This window comes from uncultured Thiohalocapsa sp. (assembly GCF_913063425.1).
GTDB lineage: Bacteria > Pseudomonadota > Gammaproteobacteria > Chromatiales > Chromatiaceae > Thiohalocapsa.
Map to the genome: position 1 here is coordinate 38276 of NZ_CAJXYK010000035.1, position 26465 is coordinate 64740.

The following is a 26465-nucleotide window of genomic DNA, read 5'->3' on the forward strand; positions in this document are numbered from 1 at the left end:
GCGGCTTGTGCGCAGCGTTCGGGCCCTGTTCATGCGTGCCGCAATGCGGCCGTCGCCCGTCGTTCTTCCTCGCCAACGGAACCAGCCAGTGCCAGCCAGGACCCGCCCCCGGATGCCACCCTCCCGCCTCGCGCGCAGCGCTGCGCTGTGCCTGGGCCTTGCCGTCGTCATCGGCGCGGGTCAGGCACGGGCGGCGCGGGACTGCGACTTCGGCGCCGCCGAGCAGGCCATGGCCGAGCGCACAGAAGCGCGGGTGCAGGCGGCACTGCCCGAGCTGATCCGCCAGCACGAGGTGCCCGGCGCGGCGGTGGCGCTGGTGGCCAACGGGCATCTGCGCTGGACCGCGGGCTACGGCTGGGCGGTGCCGGACAAGCGCATCCCCTTCTCGCCGGACACGGTGTTCCAGGCGGGCTCCATGACCCTGCCCATCACGGCCTGGACGCTGCTGACCCTGGTGGACCAGGGTCGCATCGACCTCGACAGCCCGGTGGAGCCCTACCTCAAGGGCCGCGACCTGCCCGAGTCGCCCTATGATGTCGCGGCCGTGACACCGCGGCGGGTGCTGAGTCACACGGCGGGGCTCTCCATCCCGCGCTACGGCGGCTTCGGGCCTGACCAGACACTCCAGACACTGAACCAGTCCCTGCGCGGTGCGCTGGACGCAGGCAACCAGCCGGTGGCCATCATGGCGCCGCCGGGCGTCGGCTTCGCCTACTCCGCCGGCGGCTACGCACTGGCGGAGCTCATGGTCCGCCAGATGGCCAACGAGCAGTTTGCGAACGTGGCGGAGCGGCGCATCCTGCGGCGGCTCCACATGTTCCGCTCCAGCCTGCCGGACCGCCCGGACCCCGCCCCGCCGCTGGCCGTGACCTACGACGACGCCGGCGAGCCGGCGCCGGCGCGGAGCTTCTCGGCGCTGGGCGCGGCGGGGCTTCAGACCACGGCGGCGGACTATGCGCGGTTCGTCGCGGCACTGCTGCCGGGCCCCTGCGGCGAGCCCCTGGGCCGCGGCGTCCTGAAGCCCAAATGGGTGGAGCAGTCGCGCACGGCGCAGCCGGACACCGACAACGCGCTGCTGTTCGCGGGCTCCGAATACGGCCTCGGCATGGCGCTCAAGACACTGCCGGACAGCGGCAACACCCTGGTCTACCACCCCGGCGACAACCCGCCCAACTGGCATGGCCTATTCGCCGCAGTGCCGGCGCACCAGTCCGGTCTGGTGGTGCTCACCAGCGCCGCCGGCGGCCGGGACCTGGGTGTGGCGCTGCTGTGCACCTGGCTCGACGCCCTGGGCGAGATGCCGCCGGCGGAGTGTGCGGGCGGCGGTCAGCAGCCGGTGCCCGGGGACGGCATCGCAGAGGCGCCCGCTCCCGATGCCCGCCCGGCACAGCGGTGAGCCGTCGCCCGGGGGCGCAGGTCCTGCAACAGCGCCGGTCGCAGACGCGGACGCAGCCCGGGCCCGGGCGGCGGCCGTCAGGACAGCACCGCCTTCACGCCCTCCGCCACCAGCACCGCCGCGGTCATGGACAGCAGGGTGCCGATGAGGACGTACTCGGCGAAATCGCGCTCGTCCATCTCCCGGAAGCGCGCGAAGCCCTTGGCGGCGAGGATGAGCCCAATGGCCGTGTACTGCCCGTGCAGCACGAAGACATAGGCCAACAGGCGCTCCAGCACCCCGATGAAGCGCCCGGCGTTGTACTCGCGCTGATCCAGCGCCTGCGGTAACTCGCCGGGACGCCGCGGCGGCAGGATGAGCTCGGGCTGGGCCGGCGCCGGCGCCGCCTCGGCGCCTGCCCGGGACCGGGGCACCACGCGAATCAATTGCAGAATGCCGCGGATCAGCAGGTTGGCCTCGTGCATCACCAGCAGGGCGCCGATGAGCACCAGCATGGCCCGGACGCCGTCCCCCGCACCGAAGCCGCCCGCCGCGAAGAACAGGACGTGCCGGCCGAGCCAGTCCCCGGCGGCCGCCAGGGCCGGGCTCGGCGCGATACCCTGCGCTGGTGCGAAGGTCAGTCCGGCGGCGAGCACGATCAACCCGAGCACGCCCAGCCGATACGCGCCCGCCTGCTGCGGCTGCCTGCGCTCCAGCCAGGCCCCGGCGGCATTGGCGGCGATGGTCAGGGCCAGCAACGGCCACAACCGGTTGCTGGGCGCCGCCGCCAGCAGTGCCGCGGCCTGCACCAGCCCCAGCACCAGCGCCTGCCCCCAGGTAAGGGCCGCATCGCGCAGGATCAGCAGGAGCCGGCTCCCGAGCAGCACCAGCAGGAACCACAGGAAGGGCAGCATGGACACGGCCACTGCTCAGCCGTAATCCGGCGCACCGCCGGCGGATGCGGCCCCCAGCTGCTCATCCAGCAAGGCCTCCACGGCCCGCAGGAAGCCCACCAGGGCGTAGAGGTCCGCGGCGCGGGCGGTCTTGTAGAGGGTCTGCTCGGTGCGGTCCAGGCGCGCTGCGATGTCGGCGATGGGCCTGTCCGCCAGCAGCCCGACGGTGAGCGGCAGGCGGCTGCCGCGGGCGCCCGCGAGGCGGCCGAAGGCGAGTGCGAGACCCTCGTTCACCAGCGCCGCGTGCACACCGCTGAGCCCTTCCACACGGCAATGGGCTGCTGCATCCTTGAGCCGGGTGATGCCGTCCCGGGCACGATGGAAGGCGCTGCCGTCCATGCCGATGGCCTGCTGCGGGTTAATGGCGGTGTCGATGTCACCGAGCGCCAGCGCGAAGCGCAGCGCCACCGGCGCCAGGTCGGCGGCCACCTGGAGCAGATCGCCGAAGAGGCCGGCGGCGCGGGCGGGCACCACCTGGAACTCGTCGCCGAGGGTCAGCGTGTAGGGCGACAGCAGCTCCCCCGGCGCGCGGGCCGCATTGCGGCTGTCGAGGCTCGCCCGCAGCCGGCGCTGCGCGGCGGCGCGATCCGGCAGCTCGCGGGACGCGATGACGTCGGCGATGACGACCAGGTAGGGCAATGGGGCCACCGGCATGAGCCCATTCGGCTGAAAATGGGAAAATTAAACCAAAAAGGTTTAACTCATCAGGAAGCAACCGTATTGGTTGAGCCTGCGACGGCCCCTGACCACTGGGCGGCGGCCGGCCGCGGCGGGCAGCACGGTGCCGCACGCCCTGGGCAGGGCTCCCACCAGCCGGTGCAATCCCCCACCCGGTGCTGGGGTGCGTCCTCCACCGCTGCGGAACGGGGCACCGGCACGCGGTGCCGGCGGTGGCGGCCCGCGCGGCTCAGGTGCGCCCGGCGGCGTCGGGCAGGACGATGTTCAGCTCCAGGAATTCCTGGTCCTCGTCCTGCTCGTAATTGACGGACACGGCATCCAGGTCCACCTCGACGTACTTGCGGATGACCTCGAGGATCTCCTGCTGGAGCTTGGGCAGGTAGGACGGGCGGTTGCGGAAGGCGCGGTCGTGCGCCACCAGGATCTGCAGCCGCTCCTTGGCGACGGACGCCGAGCCCTTGTTGCGGTTGGAGCGGAAAACGTCGAGTAGACCCACGGCTCACCCCCCGAAGATTCGACTGAAGATGCCCTTTCGCTCCGCATCGAGGAACCGCATCGGCAGGTCCTCGCCGAGGTAGCGGGACACCATGTCGTTGTAGGCCATGCCGGCGTTGGACTCGTTGTCCAGCACCACCGGGATACCGGCGTTGGAGGCGTTCAGCACCGCCTGCGACTCCGGAATGACGCCGAGCAGGTTCAGAGAAAGGATCTCCTGCACGTCGTTGACACTCAGCATCTCGCCGCGTTCCACCCGCTCCGGCGAGTAGCGCGTGAGCAGCAGATGCTCCTTGATGGGCTCATCATTCTGCTCGGCCCGGCGGGACTTGCTGGCGAGGATGCCGAGCATGCGGTCCGAGTCCCGCACCGAGGAGACCTCCGGGTTGGTGACCACCACGGCGTCGTCGGCGAAGTACATGGCCATGGTGGCGCCGTGCTCGATGCCCGCCGGCGAGTCACAGACGATGTAGTCGTACCCCTTGCCCAGGTCTTCCAGCACCTTGCCCACGCCCTCCTGTGTGAGGGCCTCCTTGTCGCGGGTCTGGGACGCCGGCAGCACGTACAGGCTGTCGCAGCGCTTGTCGCGGATCAGCGCCTGGTTGAGATTTGCCTCGCCGTTGATGACGTTGACGAAATCGTACACGACCCGCCGCTCGCAGCCCATGATGAGGTCCAGATTGCGCAGGCCGACATCGAAGTCGATGACCACGGTGCGATGTCCCCGCTGTGCCAGGCCCATGGCCATGGCGGCGGCCGTCGTGGTCTTGCCGACGCCGCCCTTCCCGGAGGTGATGACGATGATTCTGGCCAAAGACGTCTCTCCCAAGCTCTAGATCGATTCGTAAGGGCATCCGCGCCCGCCGTGCCGGCCGCCCGGCGGGCTGGTCCACCGTGTCGGGTCAGCCGATGGGCTCGATACGCAGCACCTGATGGTCCAGGAACACCTGCACGCTGCGCCCCTTCAGGTCCGCCGGGATGTTCTCGCTGACCCGGTAATGCCCGGCCACCGACACCAGCTCCGCCTGCAGATCGCGGCAGAAGATGCGCGCGCCGAGATTCCCCTGAAGCCCGGCGATGACCCGCCCACGGAGCGGACCGTACACATGAATATTGCCGTCCGCCATCAGCTCGGCCCCGGAGCTGACCGGCCCCACCACCGTCAGGTCGCCGCCCGCTGCGTACAGGCGCTGCCCGGAGCGCACCGGCCGGTCCACCAGCAGCGAGCCGCTGCTGCCCGCGCCCGCGGCGGGCGCGTGTGTCTCGGCGGCGGCACTGCTCGCCTCGGCATCCCGCCGCGCCGGCGCAGGCTCCGGCGGCGCCTGCCGGGCGACGCGGGTGCTGTCGCCGAGGATGGCGAGCTCCATGGCGCGGGCGGCCTCGTTCTGCCGCGCGGTGCCGCCGCGCACGCCCACGGGAATCATGCCGAGCCCGCGCAGCATGCCCACCAGCTGCGGAAAGGCGACGCTGCCGTCCTCCCGCGGCAGGGCGCTCAGCTCGATGACCACCGGCGTGTTGCGGAAGAAGCCGGGCGCCTGCTCCACCTTGGGCGCCAGCTGCGCCTCCACGGCGTCCATGTCGAGCGCCAGGAGCCGGATCACCGGCAGCGTGAAGCTGGAAGCCTTGAGCTCGAATGCGGGGGACAGGTCGCTGCCCACGCCGGGCTCGGCGGCGCTGGTCGGGGCGGCGGTGGTGTCGGGAGAGGTTGGCACGGCCATCGGCGGGGGAAGCTGCTCCTTGGGGGCTCCTGAGGTCGGGCACGGGGCTCAGGCCCCGCTGCGGATCGCGGCATGCTAACCGCTGAGGCAGAAACCTGAAAGCCGCCGTGGGTGCGGATCAGCCACCGCTCGGCGGGATGTCGGTGCTGCGCCGACGCACCTGGCCCACGGCGACGCGTACCCAGCGGCTCATCCGGGGCGTGCCTGCAAGCGCAGCCTCAGGGGTTGTGCAAAATCTGCCTCTCAGCCAGGGGGCCACTGCAAGGGCCGCCCGCCGAGCAGGTGCACATGCAGGTGATACACCGTCTGGCCGCCGTCGGCGTTGCAGTTGATGACGGTGCGATAGCCGTCCTCGGCGAAGCCCTCCTGCGCTGCCACCTTGGCCGCGGCCAGGAAGAGCCGGCCGATGAGCTCTGCATCCTCGCTGCCGGCGTCGTTCAGCGACGCGATGGGCTTGCGCGGGATGATCAGCACATGGGTGGGCGCCTGCGGGTTCAGGTCGCGGAAGGCGACCAGGTGCTCGTCCTCGAAGACGATGTCCGCGGGGATCTCGCCGCGGGCGATCTTGCCGAAAATCGTGTCGTTGGACATGGTGATCAGGGCCTCTGCATCGGGTGGTGGCATCTTGGCCGCAGCGACCCTGCGGTGCAACCGACGCCGGCCGCACCGCTGCCGGCCGCCGCGGTGGGCGGTGCGCGCGGCTCAGACGCCGGTGCGCCCGGCGAAGGCGTGCGCCAGCGTGCCGCCGTCGACGAATTCGAGCTCGCCGCCCAGTGGCACACCGTGGGCGATGCGCGTGATGCGCACGCCGCTGCCGTCGGCGAGGTCGTTGATGTAGTGCGCCGTGGCGCTGCCCTCCACGGTGGGGCTGATGGCGAGGATGGCCTCCTGCACCGTACCGCCGTGCAGGCGCTCGCCGAGGCGCTCCAGGCCCAGGTCCTCCGGGCCGATGCCGTCCAGGGGCGAGAGCCGGCCACCGAGCACGAAGTAGCGCCCGCGGTAGTCGGTGGCCTGCTCGATGGCGGCGATGTCAGAGGGCTGCTCGACGATGCAGAGCAGGGCCGGGTCCCGGGCGGGGCTCGCGCACAGGGAGCAGACCTCGCGCTCGGTGAGGGTGCGGCACTCCCGGCAGTGGCCGATGCGCGCCATGGCCTCGCCCAGCACCAGCGCCAGGTGACGGCCGGCTTCGCGGTCGTGCTCCAGCAGATGAAACACCATGCGCTGGGCGGACTTGGGGCCCACGCCCGGCAGGCAGCGCAGCGCCTCCACCAGTTGCGCAAGCAGGCTCGAATCGGACATTGCGGTGTGCCGCCCTCGGGCGGCCAGGTCGGCGGGCCGGATTGCAACGGGCGTGCGGCGCGCTGTGGGCGCCGCCGCCGTGTGGTGTCTCAGAGCCGCGGGCTCAGAACGGCAGCTTCATGCCGGGCGGCAGCGGCAGACCGCTGGTGATGTCGGCCATCTGCTCCTTGGTGCGCTCGCCGACACGGCGCACGGCGTCGTTGGCGGCGGCGGCGATGAGATCCTCCAGCATCTCCTTGTCGTCGCCCATCAGGCCGTCGTCGATCTGCACGCGCTTGATTTCGTGCCGGCAGGTCATGGTGACCTGCACCATGCCGCCGCCGGCCTCGCCGGTGACCTCCTCCTTGCCGAGGCGCTCCTGCGCCTCCTTGAGCTCCGTCTGCATCTTCTGCGCCTGCTTCAGCATGTCGCCCAATGCGCCTTTCATTGCACCACCTCTCGGTCATTCGTCGTGGAGGGCGCCGGCCGCGCCGGTGCCCGATTGTGCCTGCATCTTACCCGCCCGCGCCGCCATCCGCGCCTGCTTCGGCACGCGCGCACGGGCGGTTTGCTTGGGGGCGTCGTCGCGCTCAGTCGGTGGGCCGGATGCTGCCCGGCACCCAATCGGCATCGAAGCGGCGCCGCAGCTCCCCCGCGACGGTATCGGCGTCCATGGCGGCCTCGGCGGCGGCGGTGCGCGCGGCGGCGTTGCGGGCCTCGCGGCCGGCGGGCGTCTCGGCGAGCTGCCCTGCGCCGCTGTCCCGCGGCGCATCGGCGGCACCGGCCGCCGGCTGCGTCACCTCGATGCGCAGCGCCACCTCGCAGCCCAGGGTCGCTGCGAGCGCCGCTCCCAAACGCTGCTCGGCCCCGGCCACCCGCAGGTTGGCCAGCGACGGCGCCAGGCTCAGGCGCAAGGTTTTGCCGTCCCAGCCTTCCAAAGCACAGTGCGTCGCGAGCTGCCGGGCGAGCCCCTCCAGCGCCAGCGCCTCCACCAGCCGCTGCCAGTCATCGGCACCGGCCAGGGGTCCGCTGAAGCGCGCAGCCGGCGCTGGTGCCGCAGCCCCGGGCTTGGCGGCCGGCTCCGGCGACGGTGCTCGTTCGGGCTCGGGCGCAGGCTCTGGCGCGGGTCTTGGCGCCGGCTCCTGCGAGCCGGCGACAGGGGCGGCGGCAGGGGCGGCGGCATCCGCGGCTTGGCGGCCGGTGCCGGCGCCATGCTGAGCCTGGCCTGTCTGGGCAACGGCACCGCCCGCGGCACCCGCCGTCTGCGCCGGGCCGCCGCCCGGACTGCCGACGGTGGGACCGCCGGCGGCCGCGGGCCGGAACGCCAGCGCCCGCAGCAGCACCATCTCGAAGCCGGTGCGCGGGTCCGGCGCCAGCGGCAGGTCGCGCTGGCCCGTGAGGAGCACCTGGTAGAAGAGCTGCACGTCCTCCACCGGCACGTCGGCGGCGAGCCGGCGCAGCGCCTCGGCCTCCGGGTCGTCGTCGGTGACCGTCGCCGGCACCTGCTGCGCCAGCGCCACCCGATGCAGCAGGCCGATGAGCTCCGTCAGCACCGCGGCGAAGTCCGGCGTCAGCTCCGCGAGCCTGTCCACCTCCGCCAGCAGCCGGCCGCCGTCGCCGGCGTTGAGCGCAGTGACCAACGCCGGCACCAAGTCCCCGGTGTGGGTGCCCAGCATGCGGCGCACGTCGTCGGCCTGGAGCCGGCCGCCGCCGAAGGCGATGGCCTGGTCCAGCAGGCTCAGCCCGTCGCGCATGCTGCCGTCGGCGGCGCGGGCCAGCAGCGCCAGGGACGGCTCGTCGAAGTCGATGTCCTCCGCCGCCAGCACCTGCCGGAAGCGACCCTGGATCTGCTCCGGCAGCAGCCGCTTCAGGTGGAACTGAAGGCAGCGCGAGAGCACCGTCGGCGGCAGCTTCTGCGGGTCCGTGGTGGCGAGCACGAACTTGACGTGCTCCGGCGGCTCCTCCAGCGTCTTCAGCAGCGCATTGAAGCTGCTGGCGGAGAACATGTGCACCTCGTCGATGAGGTAGACCTTGTAGCGCCCGCGCACGGGTGCAAAGGGGATGTTGTCCAGCAGCTCGCGGGTCTGCTCCACCTTGGTGCGGGAGGCGGCATCCACCTCGATGAGGTCCACGAAGCGGCCGCCGTCGATCTCGGTGCAGGCGGCACAGCTGCCGCAGGGGGTCGGCCCCACGCCCTGCTCGCAGTTGAGGGTCTTGGCGAGGATGCGCGCAAGCGTGGTTTTGCCGACGCCGCGGGTGCCGGTGAAGAGATAGGCATGGTGCAGCTGCCCCCGCTCCAGACCGTTCGAGAGCGCCTGCACCACATGGCCCTGTCCCACCAGATCGGCGAAGGCGCGTGGGCGCCATTTGCGGGCGAGCACCTGGTAGGTCATGGTGGGGCGCGGGACGAGCGGCGGGAGTCGTGGCCTGTGTGCCGAATGCGGGCAGTGTAACCCAGGGTCCGGCCGCCCTCAGCCTGGGTGGGACCTGGGGGGTGGTCGGCCCGGCGCAGCGGTCGTCATGCCGATGGGCACGGTGTGACGGCGGAAGGGCGCCATGTCACGGAATTGGGTGGCGAGCCCCGCCAGCCACACCCCGGCACACGCTGCCACCGCTGCGGCTGCTCCCTTCCGGGCCTGACCGGGTTCACGGCTTCGCGTTGCGGGGGGACCGGCGGCGCCCACCATTGATCGGACGCGCGACAGGCGCCGCGCGCAATCCATCACAGTAGCAAAGTGCCGCGGCGCTCACAAGCCATGCACAGCATCCGCGCTTCGACAGCGGGGTCATCCGGTAGAATCCGCGGTCCAACTCGGGGAACGACAGACACCCCTTCAGGAGAGGCCCATGTATCGAGCCCCGCTGCTGCTGCTGGTCCTGTTGCCGTTGTCGGCCGGCCCATTTGCCCAGGCGACGGACGACCGCGCCGCCTCGGATGCGGCGCCCGAAGTATCCGATGAGGCGCTGGCCGATAAGTCGCTGGCCGATCAGGCGCTGGCCGATCAGGCGCTGGAGCTGTGGCAGCGCTCCGCCGAAGAGGCGGGCAGCCTCTGGGAGCGCTCCCGCGACACCGCAGGCGAATGGTGGCAGCGCTCCCGCGAGGCCTGGGACAGCGCCCGGGATGCGGTATCGCCGCAGGAGCAGGACGCCTTCGGCGAGGTCTGGACCGGCGTGGTCCCCAAGCTGGAGGAGACGGTGGCCTTGCAGGAAGCACAGCGTGACCTGCCGGAGAAGGCCTGGTTCCGCCGCGACCAGGCGGATGTGCAGGCGGAAATCGACGCCCTGCTCGACGCCGCCGTCGGCATCCTGTCCACGTCGCCGCTGCAGCAGTATCGCGCCCGCATCGAGGCCCTGGAGCAGACCATCGCCGACGCCCGGGCGGACATCGACGGCTTCCGCAAGGCGCGGGTGGCGGCACCGGAGAAGTCGCTGGTGGAGCGCACCGTCGGCGACTACGACCGGCTCATCGGCGAGCGCGAGCAGCGCATCGCCCGCGCCCGGCAGGAGCTCGCCGGCATCAAACAGCAGTTCGCCGAAGAGCTGCGCGGCATGGGCTTGGAGCTGTCGGACGAGCAGCTGGAGTTTCTGCTCTCCACCGTGGTGGGCGACAACATCGTCGACCTCGGCATCGTCTTCGACAACGTCAAGGCCATCACTGCACAGCTGGAGGCGCTGATGCGCGAGAGCGGCGAGGACCTCACCAGCGCCCGGCGCTACTACGGCATGTACCTGGTCCTGCTGCGGGCCCTGAACCAGATGCACCTGGACGTGGAGCAGGCCATCGACCAGCGTTACGTCCCGGAGATCAACGCCATCGCCGAGCGTGCCGCAGCGCTGTCCCAGGAGACCCGCGAGCTCAGGCGCAGGCACCCCGACAAGGCCGCCATCCTGGACGCCAACCTGGAGGCGCAGCAGCTCACCGTGGACGCGGCGGAAGTGTACCGGCGCTACCTCAAGGACCAGGGCCGGCAGGTGGCCGCTGCCCGCGCCGCGCTGCAGGAGGACATCGCCACCGCCTGGAACACCTACGAGACCGTGCGTGTCTCCGGCGAGCTGGTGGACCTGGTGCAGTCCAGCCGGCAGCTGCTGGACGGCCTGTTGCGCCGCCAGGTGCCGGCGCTCCGCCCGTTCCAGAACCTGGAAATGCAGCGCGAACTCTCGAAGCTCACCGAGCAGCTGCGCGCGAGTGAGGGCTGAGAGGTTGTGAAGAAACCCACCGACCTACTGCGGACGCCTCCGGACGCGCCCAGCGGCGTTGCGCAGAGCCGAACAGCGGGTCACTTAGAACAACTAAGCTCCCCGCTGTTCGGCTCTGCGCGCCTTGCTGGGCACGCCCGGAGACGCCCTCGCGACGGCCGGCAGATTTTTCACAACCTCTGAGCGCCTCAGCCCCGCGCCAGCGCAATGCGCTCGGCGATATCGGCCGGCACTTCGCGCATGGCCTCGATGCGCCGCAGCCGCGTCATCAGCCCGCTTTGGTTCGCGATCTGGATGGCGAGACCGGGGCGGGCGTTCACCTCCAGCATCATCGGCCCACGCTCTTCGTCCAGCACCAGGTCCACGCCGCAGTAGCCGAGCCCGGTGAGGTCCGCACAGCGGGCGCCGGTGGCGAGCAGCGCCTCCCAGTCCGGAATCGCATGCCCCACCAGCGGCGTGCCGAAGTCCGGGTGCTCGTCGATGACGTGATCGCGCACCACGCCATGGCCGGTGATGCCGGTGGCGAGGTCGATGCCCACGCCCACCGCCCCCTGGTGCAGATTGGCCTTGCCGTCGGAGGCGCGCGTGGGCAGGCGCACCATGGCCATGACGGGGATGCCGCGGAAGATCAGCAGCCGGATATCCGGCACGCCGCGGTAGCTGATGGCGTCGAACAGCCGGCTCGGGCGCACCCGGTACTCGATCATGGCCGCGTCCGGGATGCCGCCCAGGGAGTGCACGCCGCTCAGAATGTTCGAGACGAAGTACTCGATGTCGCGCAGGGTCAGCGCCCGGCCGTCGCCCTTGACGAAGAGCCCCCGGCGGCGGTCGGTGATCACCAGCACACCATCGCCGCCGCTGCCGTGGGCGGGCTTGATGACAAAGGAGTCCGGCCCCGCCAGCAGACGGTCCAGGTGGGCAAGCTCCCCCTGGTAGCGCACGGCGCCGTAGAGCTCGGGCACCGCGAGCCCGGCCTCCAGGGCCAGGCGCTTGGTGGTGAGCTTGTCGTCCACCAGGGGATATTTGCTGCGCGGATTCCAGCGCATGACATAGCTGCGGTTGCGGGCATTGATGCCGAGCACACCGTTGCCGCGCAGCGCCTGCCAGCGCCCGAGCCAGCCGCCACTGCGGCGGACTCGTATGCCGGGCTCGTCCAGGTCCGGCATGGCTCAGCGAGCCCCTGACAGGGCACCGAAGCGGAACAGCTCCGTCAGCCGGTAGCCGCTGTAGGCACCGAGCAGGAGGGTGACGGCCAGCACCACCAGCAGCAGTTCCGGGAAGTAGAACATCAGGTGCTCCAGATGCGGCTCCTTCATGACGTAGTAGCCGCATACCGCCACCAGCAGCGAGCCGAGTGTCTCCTTGGCGGTCTCGCCGAAGCCGCGCTCCTCCCAGACGATGGACATGCGCTCGATGGTCATGGCCAGGATCACCATCGGAAAGAGCGCAATGGAGAGCCCCTGCTCCACGCCGAGGCGGAAGCTCAGCACCGTGATGGCGAGCATCAGGCAGACCACCACCACCAGGATGGCCGCCAGCCGCGGCACCAGGAGCAGCCGCAGCTGCGCCAAGGCCAGGCGCAGCGACAACCCCACGAACACCAGCATCAGGAACAGCGTGAGCCCCCAGGCGAGCTGGGTCTCCCGGAAGGCCAGGGCGATGAGGATGGGCATGAAGGTCCCGAAGGTCGGCACACCCACCACCACGCGCATGAAGGCCACCACCAGCGCCCCCAGCGGCAGCATCAGCACCACGTGGTAGAGGTTCTGCACCGACACCGGCAGGCGCGTCAGATCAATGCCGAAGGGCTGCACCGCGAAGGCGGCGCCCGTCAGCGCCGCGACATCCATCTGCGGCACCCGGGTCTGGGTGGTGGAGAAGCTCAGGCGCAGGTCGCGCACATCGCGGGTGCGCAGCAGATCGGCGTCGTCGTAGCGCCAGATGAAGAAGCCGGGCGGATAGCCCGGCGTGCCGGTGGCGGCATCGTAGCCGCGCCACTCGCTGCCGTTGTGGACCTCAAGCCAGGGGATCAGCTGCCCCTCCACCAGGGGCCGCTCCAGCGGCAGACCATAGGCGATGCGGGTCGGAATCCGGGCGCCCGCCAGGATCTCCGCCACCAGATGCTCCCAGCTGCGGCGGTCGTCCACGTTGCGGATGACCTTGACGTTCTCGTCATCCGTGTCGGCCAGGATCAGGAGCGTCTGCTCCGTGAAGGAGAAGACATCCGCGGACTGCTCGCGCGCCCGGCTCAGCACCGCCTGGATGGCGGAGGCCAGCGGCTCGCGATAGTCCGGCACCGGTGGAAAGGGCGGCACCGAGGCATCCGTCGCCACGGGACCGCCCTGCACCTTGACCTGGTAGTACAGCGCCTGCTCGCTGGTGGGGGTGCGCCGCAGTGTCCAGGTGGCCGTGCGCGGGCGGCCGTCGGCTTCCAGAATGGCGAGGCCGTAGCCGCGGGAGACGAAGTTCTCGTCGATGACGCGCGCCATGGAGACGCGCGGCGGCAGCAGAAACGCCACCTTCGAGGAGCCGCCGTCACCGCGGAAGCCGATGCGCGCCTCCACCGTCCACACCGAGGTGGTGAGCTCGGGCAGCAGCGGCACGTTGTAGCGCACCGCCTTCAGCACCGTCATGCCGATGCCGACGGCAGCCAGCAGGAGCGCAATGGCCGCCAGCGGCGACAAGCGCGCAAAGAAGGGCTGCGGCATCAGTCGCCGTCCCTGGCTCCGGCGCCATCGGCTTCGTCGTCCTTGCGCTTGCCTTTTCCGGACGGGCAGTTGTAGGGCAGGAGGAAGGTCTCGGCGGAATTGACGATGAAATGCTCGCGCAGAAATTCGCGCCCGAGCAGCACCGGATAGTTCAGATTGGCGCGGTTGTCCAGGCTGAATTCGGCGTCCATCACCTCTCCCGCGATGCAGAAGCTCAAGCGCACGGTGATGCGCTCTTCCGGCGGCTTGCCCGGACTGCGCTTAATGCGGACCTTGCCCTGGATGGGCAGGTCGTAGGTGAGCTTGTCGCCGCCCTGCTCCGTGTGGTCCGTAAACAACGAGAAGCGCACGCGCTCCACCCCGCCGCGCTCGAAGCGCTCGATGTCGGTGGCATGAATGGCACTGGACTTGGCACCGGTGTCGAGCTTGGCGGTCACCCGCACGCGGTAGGGCTCCAGGCGCACGCTCTGCAGCCAGCCGGCCTCGCGCAGGGCTGCATCGTTGCCGCCATCGGCAGCCGCGGCGGCACCGGGCAGCCCCAGCAGGATCGCCGACAGCAGGGGTACCAGGGTCAGGCGGGCAGTCGGGATGGGCATGGTCAGGCGACAGGCGTTCGTCTTGGTGACGGGTGGAGGGCAGCCGGCTGGCGCGCGTCCGGCGTTTGTGGGACGCAAAAACCCGACGGAGCGTGAGCGTAGTCCCGTTGTCGCATTTCAGCAAGTCTGCCGGCACCGCCTGTTGCATCAAGACCAACGCCCGTCGGCATTCCAGCCGACTCGCCAGGGTCGGATCGGCGATAATGCGCTGAATCAACCGGTGTCCACGGATTCCCCATGACCCCACTCAAGCTCGGCATCCCCAAGGGCAGCCTGGAACAGGCCAGCATCCAGCTCTTCGCCCAGGCCGGCTGGCGCATCACGCCGCATTCGCGCAACTACTATCCCGACATCGATGATCCGCACATCCGCTGCGCCCTGGTACGCGCCCAGGAGATGGCCCGTTATGTGGAACGGGGCACGCTGGACTTGGGCCTGACGGGGCTCGACTGGATCCTGGAATCCCAGGCCGACGTGGCCGAGATCTGCACCCTCACCTATTCCAAGGCCTCCGACCAACCGAGCCGCTGGGTGCTGGTGGTGCCCGAGCGCTCCCCCATCCAGCGCATCGAGGACCTCGCCGGCTGCAAGATCGCCACGGAGCTGGTGGGCTTCACGCGGCGCTTCCTCGCCGAGCGCGGCATCGACGCGGAGGTGGAGTTCTCCTGGGGCGCCACCGAAGCCAAGGCCGTGGAGGGGCTGGTGGACGCCGTCGTCGAAATCACCGAGACCGGCAGCACCATCCGCGCCCATGGGCTGCGCATCGTCGCCGATCTACTGGTGACCGACACCCGCCTCATCGCCAACCACGCGGCACTGGCGGACCCGGAGCGGCGCGCGCGCATCGAGCAGATCGCGCTCATGCTTCAGTCCGCCCTCGCGGCGCGGCGCAAGGTCGCGCTCAAGTGCAATGTGCCGGCGGGCAAGCTCGACGCGGTGGTGGCGCTGCTGCCGAGCCTGCACGCGCCCACGGTGAGCCACCTGTACGACAAGGACTGGCTCGCGGTGGAGACCATCGTCGACGCCGCCGCCGTGCGCGAGCTGATCCCGCGGCTCTGCGCCGCCGGTGCCGAGGGCATCCTCGAGTACGAGCTGCGCAAGATGGTCTAGGCATGGGCATGACCGCCCGAGGACGCCGGATGGTCGAGACGCTGCGGGGGGCACTGCGGGACACCCTGCCGGCCCGGCGCCGGCGGCAGGGTCGCGTCGACGCCGGCACCGACGACCCCGCCGACGACGGCGGCTTCCCGCGGCGGGCGTCGCTGCTGGACATGTTCACGCTGCGGCCCTACGGCCGCAGCATGCTGACGCCGGCGGCCCGGGTCTGGCTCGGCTCGGCCTGGATCGTGATCGTGCTCATGGCCGGCATCGAGGGCTTCGTCTGGGGTGCCGTCGGCGCCTCCCTGGTGCCCTCCGCCGCACCCTGGCTGCGGCTGCCGGTGGCGGTGTTCATGTTCCTGCTGCTGTTCGCCGTGGTCTGGATCGTGGACGCCTCGCTCATCATGTCGGAGCGCCCGTCCCTGGCACGCCAGCGCCGGCATGCCATGGAGGCGGGCGGGCGCTTCGGGCCAGTGGCCCGCTGGTATGTCGGCATCCTGGTACGCATCGCCATTGTCGCCATCTCCCTGTATGTCACGGCGCCCTTCATCGAGAAGCTGATCCGCGCCGACGACATCGCCGCCTGGCACCAGGCCCAGGTGGAGCAGTACTTCAAGCAGCGCGACGTCACCCTGCGCGAGCAGATCCGCGCCCGCGCCGAGCAGCGCGACGCGGGTCTGCTCGGGCGGGTGCAGGCGCTGGAGCGCGACATCGCGCGGCTGGAGTCAACCCTCGCCGCCGAGCGCGAGCGCCGCGAGCGCATCGAGGCCGAATTCGCCCCACAGATCGAAGTGCTGACCCGCGACCTCGCCGCCGCCCGCCAGCGCGTCGGCGACGAGGTGCTCGGCCGCGACGGCCGCCCCGAGGGCTATGGCCCCGAGGCGCGCAAATGGGACGCCCGCGCCACCCTGCTGGAGGAGCAACTGGCCCAAGTGCAGGCGCAGCGCGACGAGCGGCTCGGCGGCGTCGAGGCGGACATCGCCGCGCTGGAGCAGCGCATCGGCGAGCGCACCGATGCGCTGCAGCAGGTGCGCCGGGAGCAGGCCGCGCTGCTGGAGGCGGTCACCGCGGAGGTGGAGGCGGAGCAGCCGCCGGCGGCGCCGCCGAAGCTCACCTTCGCCGCCCGCTCCAAGGGGCTCGCGGCGCTGCGCAACAACCCTGCCGAGGCCGGTGTACCCCACTTCGAGACCGTGGAGGGCTTCGCACAGGCGGCGCTCGGCATCCTGTTCTTCGCCCTGCTGGCGCTGAAGCTGTTCGAGCCGTCCGCGGTGCACGCCTACTTCAGCGAGAACGTACAGCTGCACTACCGCAAGTATCGCCAGGGCGGGCTCGACCACATCCCGGGCTTCGACCAGCACGCCGACCCGGTGCGGCGCCTGTCGCCGGTGGACTTCGCGCGTCTCTGGGAGCACTGGGAGCGCGACCCGGCGGGCTATGCGGCGCGCTGGCAGGCGGTGCATGCCGCGGAATCGCGACTCCGCCGCCTGGTGGCGGACACCCGCTACGAGGCCGAGCTGCTGGAGCGCCGCCGCGACGACATCGACGCCCGCCTGCGCCTGGAGCGCCGCCGCCAGGAGGCCGAGCTCGCCGCCCGGGAGCAGGAGCTGGCCGCCGAGACCCGCGAGGCCGAGCGGCGCCTGTCCGCGCAGACCGATGCGGACATCGAGCAGATCGAGCGTCAGCGCACCGAGGCCCGCAAGGCCCACGAAACCGCCCTGGCCGAGATGGAGCAGCGCTTCGCGGCGGAGCGCCGGCGCCTGGACGAGGAACTGGCCCGCAAGCGCGCCGAATGGCAGCAGGAACAGGCGGCGGCGCAGGCGGAGCTGGACCGGCGCCGCCGCGAATTCGAGCTCGCCGAGCAGCGGGCGCGGGACCAGGCCCGGCGCAAGCAGCTGGCGCTGGACGACCACCGTCGGCTCAAGGAGCGCGAGCTGGCCCTGCGCGCGGACGCGGAGCAGGCCGAGCGCGACATCCAGACCCGGGCGCTTCGCATCCGTGAGATTCGCGGCCTGCTGGAGCAGGAGCGGGAGACCGAGGCGCAGCTGCGCGCCGAGCTTGCGGCGCGCAAGACCCACCGCAACGAGCGCGCCGACCGGCTCGCCGCGTTGGACGCGGAGCTTGAGCAGCTCGGCCTGCGCGAGCAGGAGCTGAAGGCCCGGGACGGCGCCCTGCGGGTGTTGCTGGACAACCACGGCGAGCCCGATCAGCGCGGTCCCTTCGGCTTGTCCGGCGACAGCGCCCGCCGCCGGCGCCGGGCCGCCCGGGAGCTGAAGCAGTCAGGCCGCGAGCTGGCGCAGCTGGCGCGCCGCCGGGCGGCTCTCGCTGCCGAACGCGAGGGTACGCAGACCGCCGTCCGCGAGCTTGCCGAGGCCGCTGCCGCGCTGGAGCAGGACCTCGCCGCCGTCGCCACCCGGGTGGAGCGCTATCGCGGGACGCTGGATTCGCTCCTGCTCGCGCGCGGCGCCTGACCCGTCGGGCCGCCTGCCGGGCGGGCGGTCACATGAGCTTGACCACCATCTCCTGCTTGAGGCCGAGCACCTGGCAGGCCAGGTCCAGCGCCTGCTCGGAGAACATGTCCAGGTCGCCCCAGTGGTCCGCGGTGTCCACCACGTCGGTCAACGCCTCGGACACCACGCGCAGATCATAGTCGCCCGTGGCGGCCCGCTCCGGCGCCGCCTGCTGCGCGCAGATGTAGAGCGTCGGCTCCTGGCTCCCCATGGGCACCAGGGCCAGGATCCAGCGGTAGCGCTGCGGGTCGTCGCTCTCGATGTCGCCGAGCACGGTCGCGCTGTAGTCGGCGATCTGGTAACGGCGCTTCGGCAGGGCGGTCTTGATGGCGGGGCGTTGCTCCATGGCGTGCGGGTCTCCGGCGCTGGCTCAGGGTTGCGTATATCGCTCTCGGGCGCAGGAGATGGGTCGCACACGCCGCCGGCACAAACCCCGGCACCTGCTGCCCAGCGTGGCGTTCGTCGCGGTCGGTGCGCGAAGCTCGCCGCATCCGGGAAGGGACCTCAGCGCAACGCGCCTTGAGAGTCGGCCCTGGGGAATCTGCGCAAGGTTGTACTCATCCGAAGCCGGCAACCGGCGGTTGCCGGTTGCCGCGGCCGGGACCTAATCCTTGTCGCCGCCCATCATGCGCATGGGGGCACCCATCATGCGCATCGGATTGAAGCCGCCGTTGCCGTCATTGGCCTCAGGTCCGTAACCCGGCGGATAGCCCGGCCCGGGGCCATAGGGGCCGTATGGATCATAGCCCGGCGCCGGACCATAGCCGGGGGGCGGATAGCCGCCGCCGTAACCCTGGGGCGCATAGCCCTGGGGAGGATAACCGGGCGCACCATAGCCGGGCGCCTGCTGATAAGCCGGCGGCGCACCGTAGCCCGGGGCGTAACCCTGTGCATAACCCGGCGCGTAACCGCCCGGATAACCCTGGGGCATCTGGCCGGCGCCCGACGGCGGCTGCACCTGCTGCGGCTGGGCCGGCATCTGCCCGCCCATCTGCTGCGGCATCTGGGCGGGCGGCTGCTGCGACGCCTGACCCTCGGGCGCGGACGGCTGCTGCGGTGCCTGGCCCTGCGGCTGCTGCGGCATCGGTTGCGGCGCCTGACCCTGGGACGGCGGGGGCGGCGGCGTGTTGGGGTAGAGCTGCGGCGGCATGGGCTGCGGTGGTGGCGGCTCATCCTTATTCATGCCGAACCACTTGGAGGGGTTCATCATCTCACCGAAGTCCACTGCCTGCGCGCTGCCGGCGCCGAGCCCGGTGCCGATGAGGGCCGCCACGGCGGCGGCGATGGCCGGTTTGGTGTGCATACTGTTGTCTCCTGTCGTGTCCTGGAAACCAAGCCAGGGCGCACCGACACCGCGTCAACCCAAAGCCTGTCTCTGCCCCGGGTCGGTACCACTGCGCCGTGGCCCATCGAGTATAGGGAAGAACGCAAGGCGCTTCGGCAATTTCGACGCCGCCCGAAGCTCGTTTACCATCCTGGCCCGACCGGGTCAGGCCAAGCCCGGCCGTCCCGCCCACCCATCATCAAAGGAGACAGACCCGCCATGGCCCACTGGCTGATGAAATCCGAGCCCGACGCCTTCGGCATTGACGACCTCGCCGCCCGCCCCGAGCAGACCGAGCCCTGGGACGGCGTGCGCAACTACCAGGCCCGCAACATGATGCGCGACGAAATGCAGCCCGGTGATCAGGTCTTCTTCTACCACTCCAACACCAAGGAGCCCGGCATCGTCGGCATCGCCGAGGTGGTCCGCGAAGGCTACCCCGACCACACCGCCTTCGACCCCGACGCCAAGTACTACGACCCGAAGAGCGACCCGGACAACCCGCGCTGGTTCATGGTGGACCTCAAGTACGTCCGGCACTTGCAGCGCACCATCACGCTGACGGAGCTGAAGGAGATCGCGGCAAACGACCCGGACGGCCCCCTCGCCGACTTACCGCTGGTGCGCCGCGGCAACCGGCTGTCCATCATGCCCGTCAGCGATGCGCAGTGGGCGCTCATCCTGGGCTTGGAGTGAGGGTGGCGCGGAGACGTCGGTGGGAACACTCTGCGCGAAACAGGCTGCGGCCAGGCGTGGCCCCCGAACGCTGAGATCGCCCGTGTAGCGCGGTGCCCCATGGAACGCCAGCGCGCAGCCGCCGACGATCAGGTACTCAACGCCGTTCTTGTTGAACGACGCGGGCAGATCGCTGAAGTCTCGGTAGATGTCCATGCATCTGCCGGCGCAGTAGCTCGACCGCCGCCAGCCGCTCTTCCGGCGGGGCTGCCGGGCAAGCGTCATGGCAGCTCTTCGAGGTGAGGTCATGCGGCGACGCCGACTGGAAGTCGGCGCGCCAGGGGTCGCCGGGCAGCGGACGCCGACTGGAAGTCGGCGCCCCCAGGGGTGGTCGGGCAGCGGACGCCGACTGGAAGTCGGCGCCCCAGGGGTGGTCGGGCAGCGGACGCCGACTGGAAGTCGGCGCCCCCAGGATCGGCGCCCCCAGGGTTGGCGCGCCCAGGATCGGCGCCGCGAGCGGGCGGCGTCCGTGGGCGCGGTGGTCAGAGGTAGGGGTCGAGCATGCCGCGCAGGTCCACCCGGGCGCGCAGGCGACGGCAGAGCATGAACATGCCGGCGAACTTGCGCTGGAGGAACATGGTGATGGGCTCGGGGAGGTGATTGAAGGCCTCTTCCATGTACATGTCCCGGCCTTTCACGTACAGGCGCTCGAACAGGTCCGAGGTGCCGAAGTCGTAGATGCCGGGCTCCAGCACCTCCGAGGACAGGCGGATCATCTCGATCAGGGCCTTGACCGTGGCGGCGTCGGCGTCCGGGGCCATGTAGCCGAGACCCATGGAGGCTTCGCGCAGGCCCTGCTCATCATGCGCAATGGCGGCGCGGCCGAGCGCCAGGTACTGCTCGGCGATCTCGTCCGGCACCGGCAGCGCGGCGCCGAAGTCCAGCAGCACGATGCGTCCGGTCTGGGCGTCGTAGAGGTAGTTGCCGAAGTTCGGGTCGGTCTGCGCCAGGCCGAAGTCGAACAGCTCCCGCAGCATCAGGCGCACCAGCAGGCTCGCGGCGCGGTCGCGCTCCTCGCGGCTGTAGCTGGACTCGGCGAGGTGATCGATGGACACGCCGTCGGCGAAGTCCATGGCCAGGATGCGGTCCGTGCTGAGGTCCTCATGCACCGCCGGCACGAAGAAATCGGCATCATCCCCCACCAGCGCGCGGTAGCGCATCAGCGAGGCCGCCTCGGCCGCGTAGTCCGCTTCCTGGTGGAGCTGCACCCGGGCCTCCTCCAGCAACGGGCCGATGTCCATGCCCTTGGGCACCATGCCTAAGTTGCGGGCGAAGAAGCCCAGGTTGTCGATGTCGCTGTCGATGCTCTCGCGCACCCCCGGGAACTGGATCTTGAGCGCGAGCCGGCGGCCGTCTTTCGTCTCTGCCCGGTGCACCTGGCCGATGCTGGCGGCGGCCACGGGCTTGAACTCGAAGCGGCGGAAGGCCTTGTTCCAGTCCCGCCCCCACTCCTGCTCCAAGAGCCTGGCGAGCTGGCTCATGGGCATGGGCTCGGAGCGGTCGCGCAGCTCGGCCATGATCTCCGCCGCCTCCGGCGTGAACATGTCGGTGCCGTCCATGGACATGAGCTGGCCCATTTTCATCACAGCGCCGCGCATGCGCGCGAGCCGGTCCGTGAAGCGCCGGGTGGCCTCGGGGCTGAGCTGGATACGCGCCACCTCGCCGCTGCGGCGCGAGCGCGCCAGCTCCAGCATGCCGCGCACGCCGACACCGGCGGCGAGGTCCGTGGTGGCGCGGCCGATGTGCCAGAGACGGCTCAGGCGGCGGCTCGGCACACTGCGACCGCTGCGGGCCTGTGGATCGATGGCTGCGGACATGGGTCAACTCCTGTCGAGGTGGGGCACCCCGGTTGCAAAGGCTTTGCCTGGAAATGCAGGCGTAAAGGCTGGACGGCAACCCTACTTGCCCGGCGGGCGGCGGGCATTGATGATCCACGCTTGCCCAGCCGGCCGGCCTCAGCGCCGGCCGGCCGCGATCCCCGTCCGACCTCTCTGCCCGGAGCGCCGCACATGACCAACCCGCCCGCAGCCGCCGCGGCGCAAACCGCCGGGTCGGAGCCCGACAGCCACCGCGCGCGCAGGCGCTTCGGCCAGAACTTCCTGCATGACCCGGGCACCATCGGGCGCATCCTGGCCGCGGTGGCGCCCGCGCCGGGCCAGCATCTGGTGGAGATCGGCCCCGGCCGGGGGGCGCTGACGGGCGGGCTGCTGGAAGCCGCCGGCGCGCTGCATGTCATCGAGCTGGACCGGGACCTGGTGGGGCCGCTGGCAGAGCGCCTGGGCGGCCTGGGTCGGCTGCAGGTGCACCAGGCGGATGCGCTGCGGTTCGACCTCTGCGCCCTGCTGCCGCCCGCCGCGGCAGCCGCCGGCGAGCGCCTGCGCATGGTCGGCAACCTGCCCTACAACATCTCGACACCGCTCCTGTTCCGCTTTCTGGCACAGGCGGACTGCATCGCCGACATGCATCTGATGCTCCAGAAAGAGGTGGTCGAGCGCATGGCGGCGGAGCCCGGTACCAAGGTCTATGGGCGTTTGTCGGTGATGGTGCAGACGCACTGCACGGTGGAGCGGGTACTGACCGTGGGCCCGGGCGCCTTCACGCCGGCGCCCAAGGTGAGCTCCGCCGTGGTGCGGCTGGTGCCGCTGCGCCCGCCGCCGGTGGCCATCGCCGACCCGGACCTGCATGCACGCCTGGTGGCCGCCGCCTTCGCACAGCGCCGCAAGCGCCTCAGCAACAGCCTGCGGGGGATCGCCGATGCGGCCCTCATGGAGAGCTGTGGACTGGACCCGGGCGCCCGGGCGGAGCAGCTCTCGGTGGCCGATTTCGCCCGTCTGGCCAATGCGGCGGCGGGTCGCTCCAGCGCAACGGCTCAAGGTTGCATTCCCACGCCCAATCCCTGAGATTGTCCGGTTAATTCGCCGCTCCAGGGCCAAGCCGGTGCCGGAGCGCAGTCGCCGCGACACCTGCCGCGGCAGTGCCCCGCATGCTGCGCCCGGCAATTCGATGCCCGGCCCTCCGGCGCCCGGCGCCGCGCGGCCCGACACGGCGGCGCCCGCGACAGCCGCGGCTGGACACAGCAACCGATTCCGCACCCGCCATGAACGACAAGCCCGCTTACGATCGCACGGACGAGCACGACGAGGACATGGAGCCCGCAGACGAGACGCACGACAGCAGCCAGCTGGCCCGCGCCTCCGAGGTGCTGCCGGCACTGATCCCGCTGCTGCCGGTGGCGGCGCGGCCCTTCTTTCCGGGGCAGGCGGTGCCGCTGTTGATGGACGCCAAGCACTGGCGCAGCACTCTGATGCAGGTGGGCGAGAGCGAGCACAAGATCCTGGGCGTCGTGCTCACCAGCGCGGAGTCGTCGGAGGAATCGACCGCGGAGGAGTTCTATCCGGTGGGCACCGCCTGCCGCGTGCACCGCGTGGCGGAGGACGAGGGCAAGCTCCAGGTGCTGGTGGAGTGTCTGCAACGCTTTCACATCGAGCGCTTCGTGAACCGCAAGGCGCCCTTCACCGCCCGCGTGGACTACATGCCGGAGCCCCGGCACGAGCCCGAGAGCGAGGTGAAGGCCTACGCCATGGCGGTCATCAACACCATCAAGGAGCTGCTGCCGCTGAACCCGCTCTATGTCGAGGAGCTCAAGATGTTCCTCGACCGCTTCGGGCCTGATGACCCCTCGCACCTGGCGGACTTCGCCGCGAGCCTGACCACCTCCAGCAAGGAGCAGCTGCAGGAGGTCCTGGAGGCCGTACCGCTGATGAAGCGCATGGAGAAGGTGCTGGTGCTGCTCAACAACGAGCTGGAGCTGGCCCGCGCGCAGCAGAAGATCCGCGCGACGGTCGAGGAGAAGATGCAGAAGCAGCAGCGCGAGTTCTTCCTCAGGGAGCAGCTCAAGGCCATCCAGAAGGAGCTCGGCATCGCCAAGGATGACCGCACCGCGGAAATCGATAAGTTCAAAGAGCGCCTGACCAAGCTCAAGCTCTCCGAGGAGGCGCAGAAGCGCGTTGACGAGGAGATGGAGAAGATGTCCGTGCTGGAGCCGGGCTCGCCCGAATACTCCGTCACCCGCAACTATCTGGACTGGATCACGCTCCTGCCCTGGGGCGTGGACAGCGCCGACAAGCTGGACTTGAAGCGCGCCCGGCGCATCCTGGACCGCGATCATTACGGCCTCGCCGACGTCAAGGACCGCATCCTGGAGTTCCTGGCGGTGGGCATTCACAAGGGCGAGATCGCGGGCTCCATCATCCTGCTGGTGGGGCCGCCCGGCGTCGGTAAGACCTCCATCGGCCGCTCCATCGCCGACACCCTGGGGCGGCGGTTCTATCGATTCTCTGTCGGCGGCATTCGCGACGAGGCCGAGATCAAGGGCCACCGGCGCACCTACATCGGCGCCATGCCCGGTAAGTTCATCCAGGCCGTTAAGGACGCGGGCACCGAGAACCCCGTCATCATGCTGGACGAGATCGACAAGATCGGCGCCAGTTACCATGGCGACCCGGCCTCGGCCCTGCTGGAGGTGCTGGACCCCGAGCAGAACCGGGAGTTTCTGGATCACTACCTGGACCTGCGCTTCGACCTGTCCAAGGTGCTCTTCGTCTGCACCGCCAACCAGACCGATACCATCCCGGGCCCGCTGCTGGACCGCATGGAGGTGATACAGCTCTCGGGCTACATCGCCGACGAGAAGCTCGCCATCGCCAAGAAGTACCTGCTGCCGCGGCAGATCGAGCGCGCCGGGCTCGACAAGGGCACCGTAAAGCTCGGCACCAAGACCCTGCGCGCACTCATCGAGGGCTATGCCCGGGACGCCGGCGTTCGGCGCTTGGAGAAGCAGCTCGGCAAAATCGTGCGCAAATCCGCGGTGCGGCTGCTCGAGGGCGAGGCGACGCCGGTGACGGTCAGCGAAGACCAGCTCAAGGACTACCTCGGCAGCCCCGTTTTCCGCGACGAGCGCAAGCTGGGCGGCCCCGGCGTGGTGACGGGCCTTGCCTGGACCGCCATGGGCGGCGCGACGCTCTCCATCGAGGCCGTGCGCACCCACGAGTACGGCCGCGGCTTCAAGCTGACGGGCCAGCTCGGGGAAGTGATGAAGGAGTCCGCCGAGATCGCCTACGGCTACATCGTAAGCCACGCCGCGAAGTTCGGCGCCGACCCCAACTTCTTCGAGAAGGGCTTCATCCACCTCCACGTGCCCGCGGGCGCCACGCCCAAGGACGGCCCCTCCGCCGGCATCACCATGGCCTCGGCGCTGCTGTCACTGGCGCGCAACAAGCCCGTGCGCCGCATCGCCATGACCGGCGAGCTGACGCTGACCGGCGAGGTCTTCCCCATCGGCGGCGTGCGCGAGAAGCTCATCGCCGCGCGGCGCGCCGGCATCAAGGAGATCATCCTGCCGGTGGACAACCAAGGCGAGTATGACGAGGTGCCGGATCACATCAAGAAGGGCCTCAAGGTACACTTCGTGACCCGGTTCGAGGATGTGGAGGGGCTGCTGTTCGGCAAGAAGTGACCTGAGGATAGGGTTACCGTCCACGTGATAGGTCACCGCCGACTGACCGATCCCAGCCCTTCCGCCGTCCGCGCCAAGCTGTCCGAGCAGAGCTTACGCATGCCCGGCCGGTGTATCCGGGCGTGAAAAAGCCGCCCCGCGGGCGGCTTATCGATGTGCGGCGCCTGCACCGGCACCGCGCAGTGGGGCCCGGCAGCCGTTACTTCACCATCACCTCACCACTGATGACATTGCGGAACTTGGCCACGACGCCGTCGCCCACCTTCAGCTCATCCAGCAGGGCCGCGTCTTCAACCGGGAAGACGCGGGTGGTCTCGGCGCCCTTGATGGTGACCGTGCCGGCGGCCTTGTCGACGCCCACGATCTTGCCGTAGAGGGTCAGCTCGTCGGTGATGGTGCCGGCGGGCTTCTCGCCCGGCGCGCGCTCCACTGTCGTGTCGCCCTCGGCACCCATGGCACCGGCATCGCGGCCGGTCTGGAGCTCGATGAGCGCGGTGGTGGTCTCGGTGATGCTCACCATGTCGCCGATCTTGATCTCATCCAGGCGCGTCACCTCCGGCGGCACGTGCAGCACCTTGTAGGTGCCGTCGGCGAGCTTCAGGGTCATGAGCCGGGTATCGGCGTTCACCACCATGACCTCGCCCTCGATCTTGGTCTCGATCGCCTCGGCGGCGACGGGCTGGGTTTGCAGATCCGGCTGTGCGCGAACAACGGTAATGACCGGCAGGACCAGGAGCGCACACAGAAGAGCGGCGTGGCGGCTTTTGTATCTCGGCATGGTGCTGACTCCGCGCGGATGTAAAGACCCGGATAACAACGCCGGGGCAGCCTATACCGGAAGTGGCCATAGCGCAAGTGAACGTCTCATCTTTGCGTCGGCATCGAGCCGTGCTGCCGTTTTCCGAGCCGGGGCTTGCTAAACCGACGGGAGACGATGCAGACTGGTGGGTTCAGCTGTGTCGCTTCCAGCCCGCAGCGAAGGCACAGGTCGAGACACTCGGCTGCGGGTCGTTGTAGTAACGCGAGCTTTTCAGATACTCGAGGGGCGACAGTATCCCTCGGCCGAAACAGTCCATCATCGCTCAGCCGTGCAAGGTATCGTCTCCCACGCGCAAAACTTTGAAGATGTTGTCCTGTGGCGTGCGCTCGGCCACGTCGACCAAGGCTTTTATATCGACATCGGCGCGTACGACCCCATCGAGTGCTCGGTAAGCTTAGCCTTCTATGAGCGCGGCTGGCGCGGCGTTCACGTCGAGCCGCTGCCCGACTGCGCGGAGCGACTGCGCCG

General features: G+C 70.2%; 24 protein-coding genes and 1 other RNA gene. 8 read left to right on the forward strand and 17 right to left on the reverse strand.

The features are described 5' to 3' along the window. Positions 1 to 112: 112 nt before the first annotated feature. Positions 113 to 1396 (forward strand): serine hydrolase, encoded by a 1284-nt coding sequence (locus tag QZ607_RS17515; RefSeq protein WP_295885296.1) that lies wholly within the window; start codon positions 113 to 115, stop codon positions 1394 to 1396. 77 nt (positions 1397 to 1473) lie between these two features. Here QZ607_RS17515 and QZ607_RS17520 read toward each other — a convergent pair whose 3' ends face one another. The 10 genes from QZ607_RS17520 to ffs form a co-directional block, all read right to left on the reverse strand. After that, positions 1474 to 2295, reverse strand: a complete 822-nt coding sequence (locus QZ607_RS17520) for a hypothetical protein (protein WP_295885299.1) — start codon at positions 2293 to 2295, stop codon at positions 1474 to 1476. 9 nt (positions 2296 to 2304) lie between these two features. Next, positions 2305 to 2982 (reverse strand): SatD family protein, encoded by a 678-nt coding sequence (locus QZ607_RS17525; protein ID WP_295885302.1) that lies wholly within the window; start codon positions 2980 to 2982, stop codon positions 2305 to 2307. 253 nt (positions 2983 to 3235) lie between these two features. Further along, positions 3236 to 3502: a cell division topological specificity factor MinE gene (gene minE / locus QZ607_RS17530; protein WP_295885304.1), complete on the reverse strand. Its 267-nt coding sequence runs from the start codon at positions 3500 to 3502 to the stop codon at positions 3236 to 3238. Positions 3503 to 3505: 3 nt separating this feature from the next. Then, positions 3506 to 4315 (reverse strand): septum site-determining protein MinD, encoded by an 810-nt coding sequence (minD, locus tag QZ607_RS17535; RefSeq protein WP_295885307.1) that lies wholly within the window; start codon positions 4313 to 4315, stop codon positions 3506 to 3508. Between the two features lie 88 nt (positions 4316 to 4403). After that, positions 4404 to 5213 (reverse strand): septum site-determining protein MinC, encoded by an 810-nt coding sequence (gene minC / locus QZ607_RS17540; protein WP_295885310.1) that lies wholly within the window; start codon positions 5211 to 5213, stop codon positions 4404 to 4406. 249 nt (positions 5214 to 5462) lie between these two features. Continuing rightward, positions 5463 to 5810, reverse strand: a complete 348-nt coding sequence (locus QZ607_RS17545) for a histidine triad nucleotide-binding protein (RefSeq protein WP_295885314.1) — start codon at positions 5808 to 5810, stop codon at positions 5463 to 5465. Between the two features lie 111 nt (positions 5811 to 5921). After that, positions 5922 to 6518: a recombination mediator RecR gene (gene recR, locus QZ607_RS17550; RefSeq protein WP_295885316.1), complete on the reverse strand. Its 597-nt coding sequence runs from the start codon at positions 6516 to 6518 to the stop codon at positions 5922 to 5924. A gap of 103 nt (positions 6519 to 6621) precedes the next feature. Then, positions 6622 to 6945, reverse strand: a complete 324-nt coding sequence (locus QZ607_RS17555) for a YbaB/EbfC family nucleoid-associated protein (RefSeq protein WP_295885318.1) — start codon at positions 6943 to 6945, stop codon at positions 6622 to 6624. A gap of 142 nt (positions 6946 to 7087) precedes the next feature. Beyond that, on the reverse strand, positions 7088 to 8890 hold the full coding sequence (dnaX, locus tag QZ607_RS17560) for a DNA polymerase III subunit gamma/tau (protein WP_295885319.1): 1803 nt from the start codon (positions 8888 to 8890) through the stop codon (positions 7088 to 7090). Positions 8891 to 9082: 192 nt separating this feature from the next. Then, an RNA gene (gene ffs, locus QZ607_RS17565) (signal recognition particle sRNA small type) lies at positions 9083 to 9173 on the reverse strand. Between the two features lie 171 nt (positions 9174 to 9344). Between ffs and QZ607_RS17570 the strand changes: the two genes are divergently transcribed. After that, the gene (locus QZ607_RS17570) at positions 9345 to 10694 is read left to right on the forward strand and encodes a hypothetical protein (protein WP_295885320.1); all 1350 of its coding nucleotides are present in this window, start codon (positions 9345 to 9347) and stop codon (positions 10692 to 10694) included. A 188-nt stretch (positions 10695 to 10882) separates the two neighbouring features. Here QZ607_RS17570 and QZ607_RS17575 read toward each other — a convergent pair whose 3' ends face one another. From QZ607_RS17575 to QZ607_RS17585, 3 genes are read right to left on the reverse strand one after another with little or no spacing between them, the layout of a single operon-like run. Further along, on the reverse strand, positions 10883 to 11860 hold the full coding sequence (locus QZ607_RS17575) for an alpha-L-glutamate ligase-like protein (RefSeq protein WP_295885321.1): 978 nt from the start codon (positions 11858 to 11860) through the stop codon (positions 10883 to 10885). Between the two features lie 3 nt (positions 11861 to 11863). Next, entirely contained in the window at positions 11864 to 13402 is a 1539-nt protein-coding gene (locus QZ607_RS17580; RefSeq protein WP_295885324.1) for a UUP1 family membrane protein, read from the reverse strand. Then, positions 13402 to 13998: a RimK/LysX family protein gene (locus QZ607_RS17585; RefSeq protein WP_295885326.1), complete on the reverse strand. Its 597-nt coding sequence runs from the start codon at positions 13996 to 13998 to the stop codon at positions 13402 to 13404. Before QZ607_RS17585 ends, QZ607_RS17580 begins: the two co-directional genes overlap by 1 nt. Before the next feature lie 237 nt (positions 13999 to 14235). Between QZ607_RS17585 and hisG the strand changes: the two genes are divergently transcribed. Both hisG and QZ607_RS17595 read left to right on the forward strand, forming a co-directional pair. Then, entirely contained in the window at positions 14236 to 15108 is an 873-nt protein-coding gene (gene hisG / locus QZ607_RS17590; RefSeq protein WP_295885328.1) for an ATP phosphoribosyltransferase, read from the forward strand. A 29-nt stretch (positions 15109 to 15137) separates the two neighbouring features. Then, positions 15138 to 17564 (forward strand): hypothetical protein, encoded by a 2427-nt coding sequence (locus tag QZ607_RS17595; protein ID WP_295885330.1) that lies wholly within the window; start codon positions 15138 to 15140, stop codon positions 17562 to 17564. Positions 17565 to 17592: 28 nt separating this feature from the next. On the opposite strand, the gene QZ607_RS17600 is transcribed toward QZ607_RS17595, so the two are convergent. Both QZ607_RS17600 and QZ607_RS17605 read right to left on the reverse strand, forming a co-directional pair. After that, the gene (locus QZ607_RS17600; RefSeq protein WP_295885332.1) at positions 17593 to 17949 is read right to left on the reverse strand and encodes a hypothetical protein; all 357 of its coding nucleotides are present in this window, start codon (positions 17947 to 17949) and stop codon (positions 17593 to 17595) included. A gap of 258 nt (positions 17950 to 18207) precedes the next feature. Continuing rightward, entirely contained in the window at positions 18208 to 18906 is a 699-nt protein-coding gene (locus QZ607_RS17605) for a hypothetical protein (protein ID WP_295885334.1), read from the reverse strand. A 240-nt stretch (positions 18907 to 19146) separates the two neighbouring features. On the opposite strand from QZ607_RS17605, the gene QZ607_RS17610 reads away from it, so the two are divergent. Continuing rightward, entirely contained in the window at positions 19147 to 19623 is a 477-nt protein-coding gene (locus tag QZ607_RS17610) for an EVE domain-containing protein (protein WP_295885336.1), read from the forward strand. A 521-nt stretch (positions 19624 to 20144) separates the two neighbouring features. Here QZ607_RS17610 and QZ607_RS17615 read toward each other — a convergent pair. Beyond that, positions 20145 to 21479, reverse strand: a complete 1335-nt coding sequence (locus QZ607_RS17615; protein WP_295885339.1) for an AarF/ABC1/UbiB kinase family protein — start codon at positions 21477 to 21479, stop codon at positions 20145 to 20147. Positions 21480 to 21671: 192 nt separating this feature from the next. Between QZ607_RS17615 and rsmA the strand changes: the two genes are divergently transcribed. Then, positions 21672 to 22562: a 16S rRNA (adenine(1518)-N(6)/adenine(1519)-N(6))-dimethyltransferase RsmA gene (rsmA, locus tag QZ607_RS17620; RefSeq protein WP_295885341.1), complete on the forward strand. Its 891-nt coding sequence runs from the start codon at positions 21672 to 21674 to the stop codon at positions 22560 to 22562. Positions 22563 to 22759: 197 nt separating this feature from the next. Then, positions 22760 to 25177 (forward strand): endopeptidase La, encoded by a 2418-nt coding sequence (lon, locus tag QZ607_RS17625; protein ID WP_295885342.1) that lies wholly within the window; start codon positions 22760 to 22762, stop codon positions 25175 to 25177. Between the two features lie 199 nt (positions 25178 to 25376). On the opposite strand, the gene QZ607_RS17630 is transcribed toward lon, so the two are convergent. Beyond that, a complete protein-coding gene (locus QZ607_RS17630; RefSeq protein ID WP_295885344.1) occupies positions 25377 to 25955 on the reverse strand; it encodes a copper-binding protein in 579 nt (192 codons plus the stop codon). 310 nt (positions 25956 to 26265) lie between these two features. On the opposite strand from QZ607_RS17630, the gene QZ607_RS17635 reads away from it, so the two are divergent. Beyond that, positions 26266 to 26465 (forward strand): FkbM family methyltransferase (locus QZ607_RS17635; RefSeq protein WP_295885345.1); only part of this gene is annotated, 200 nt, incomplete at its 3' end.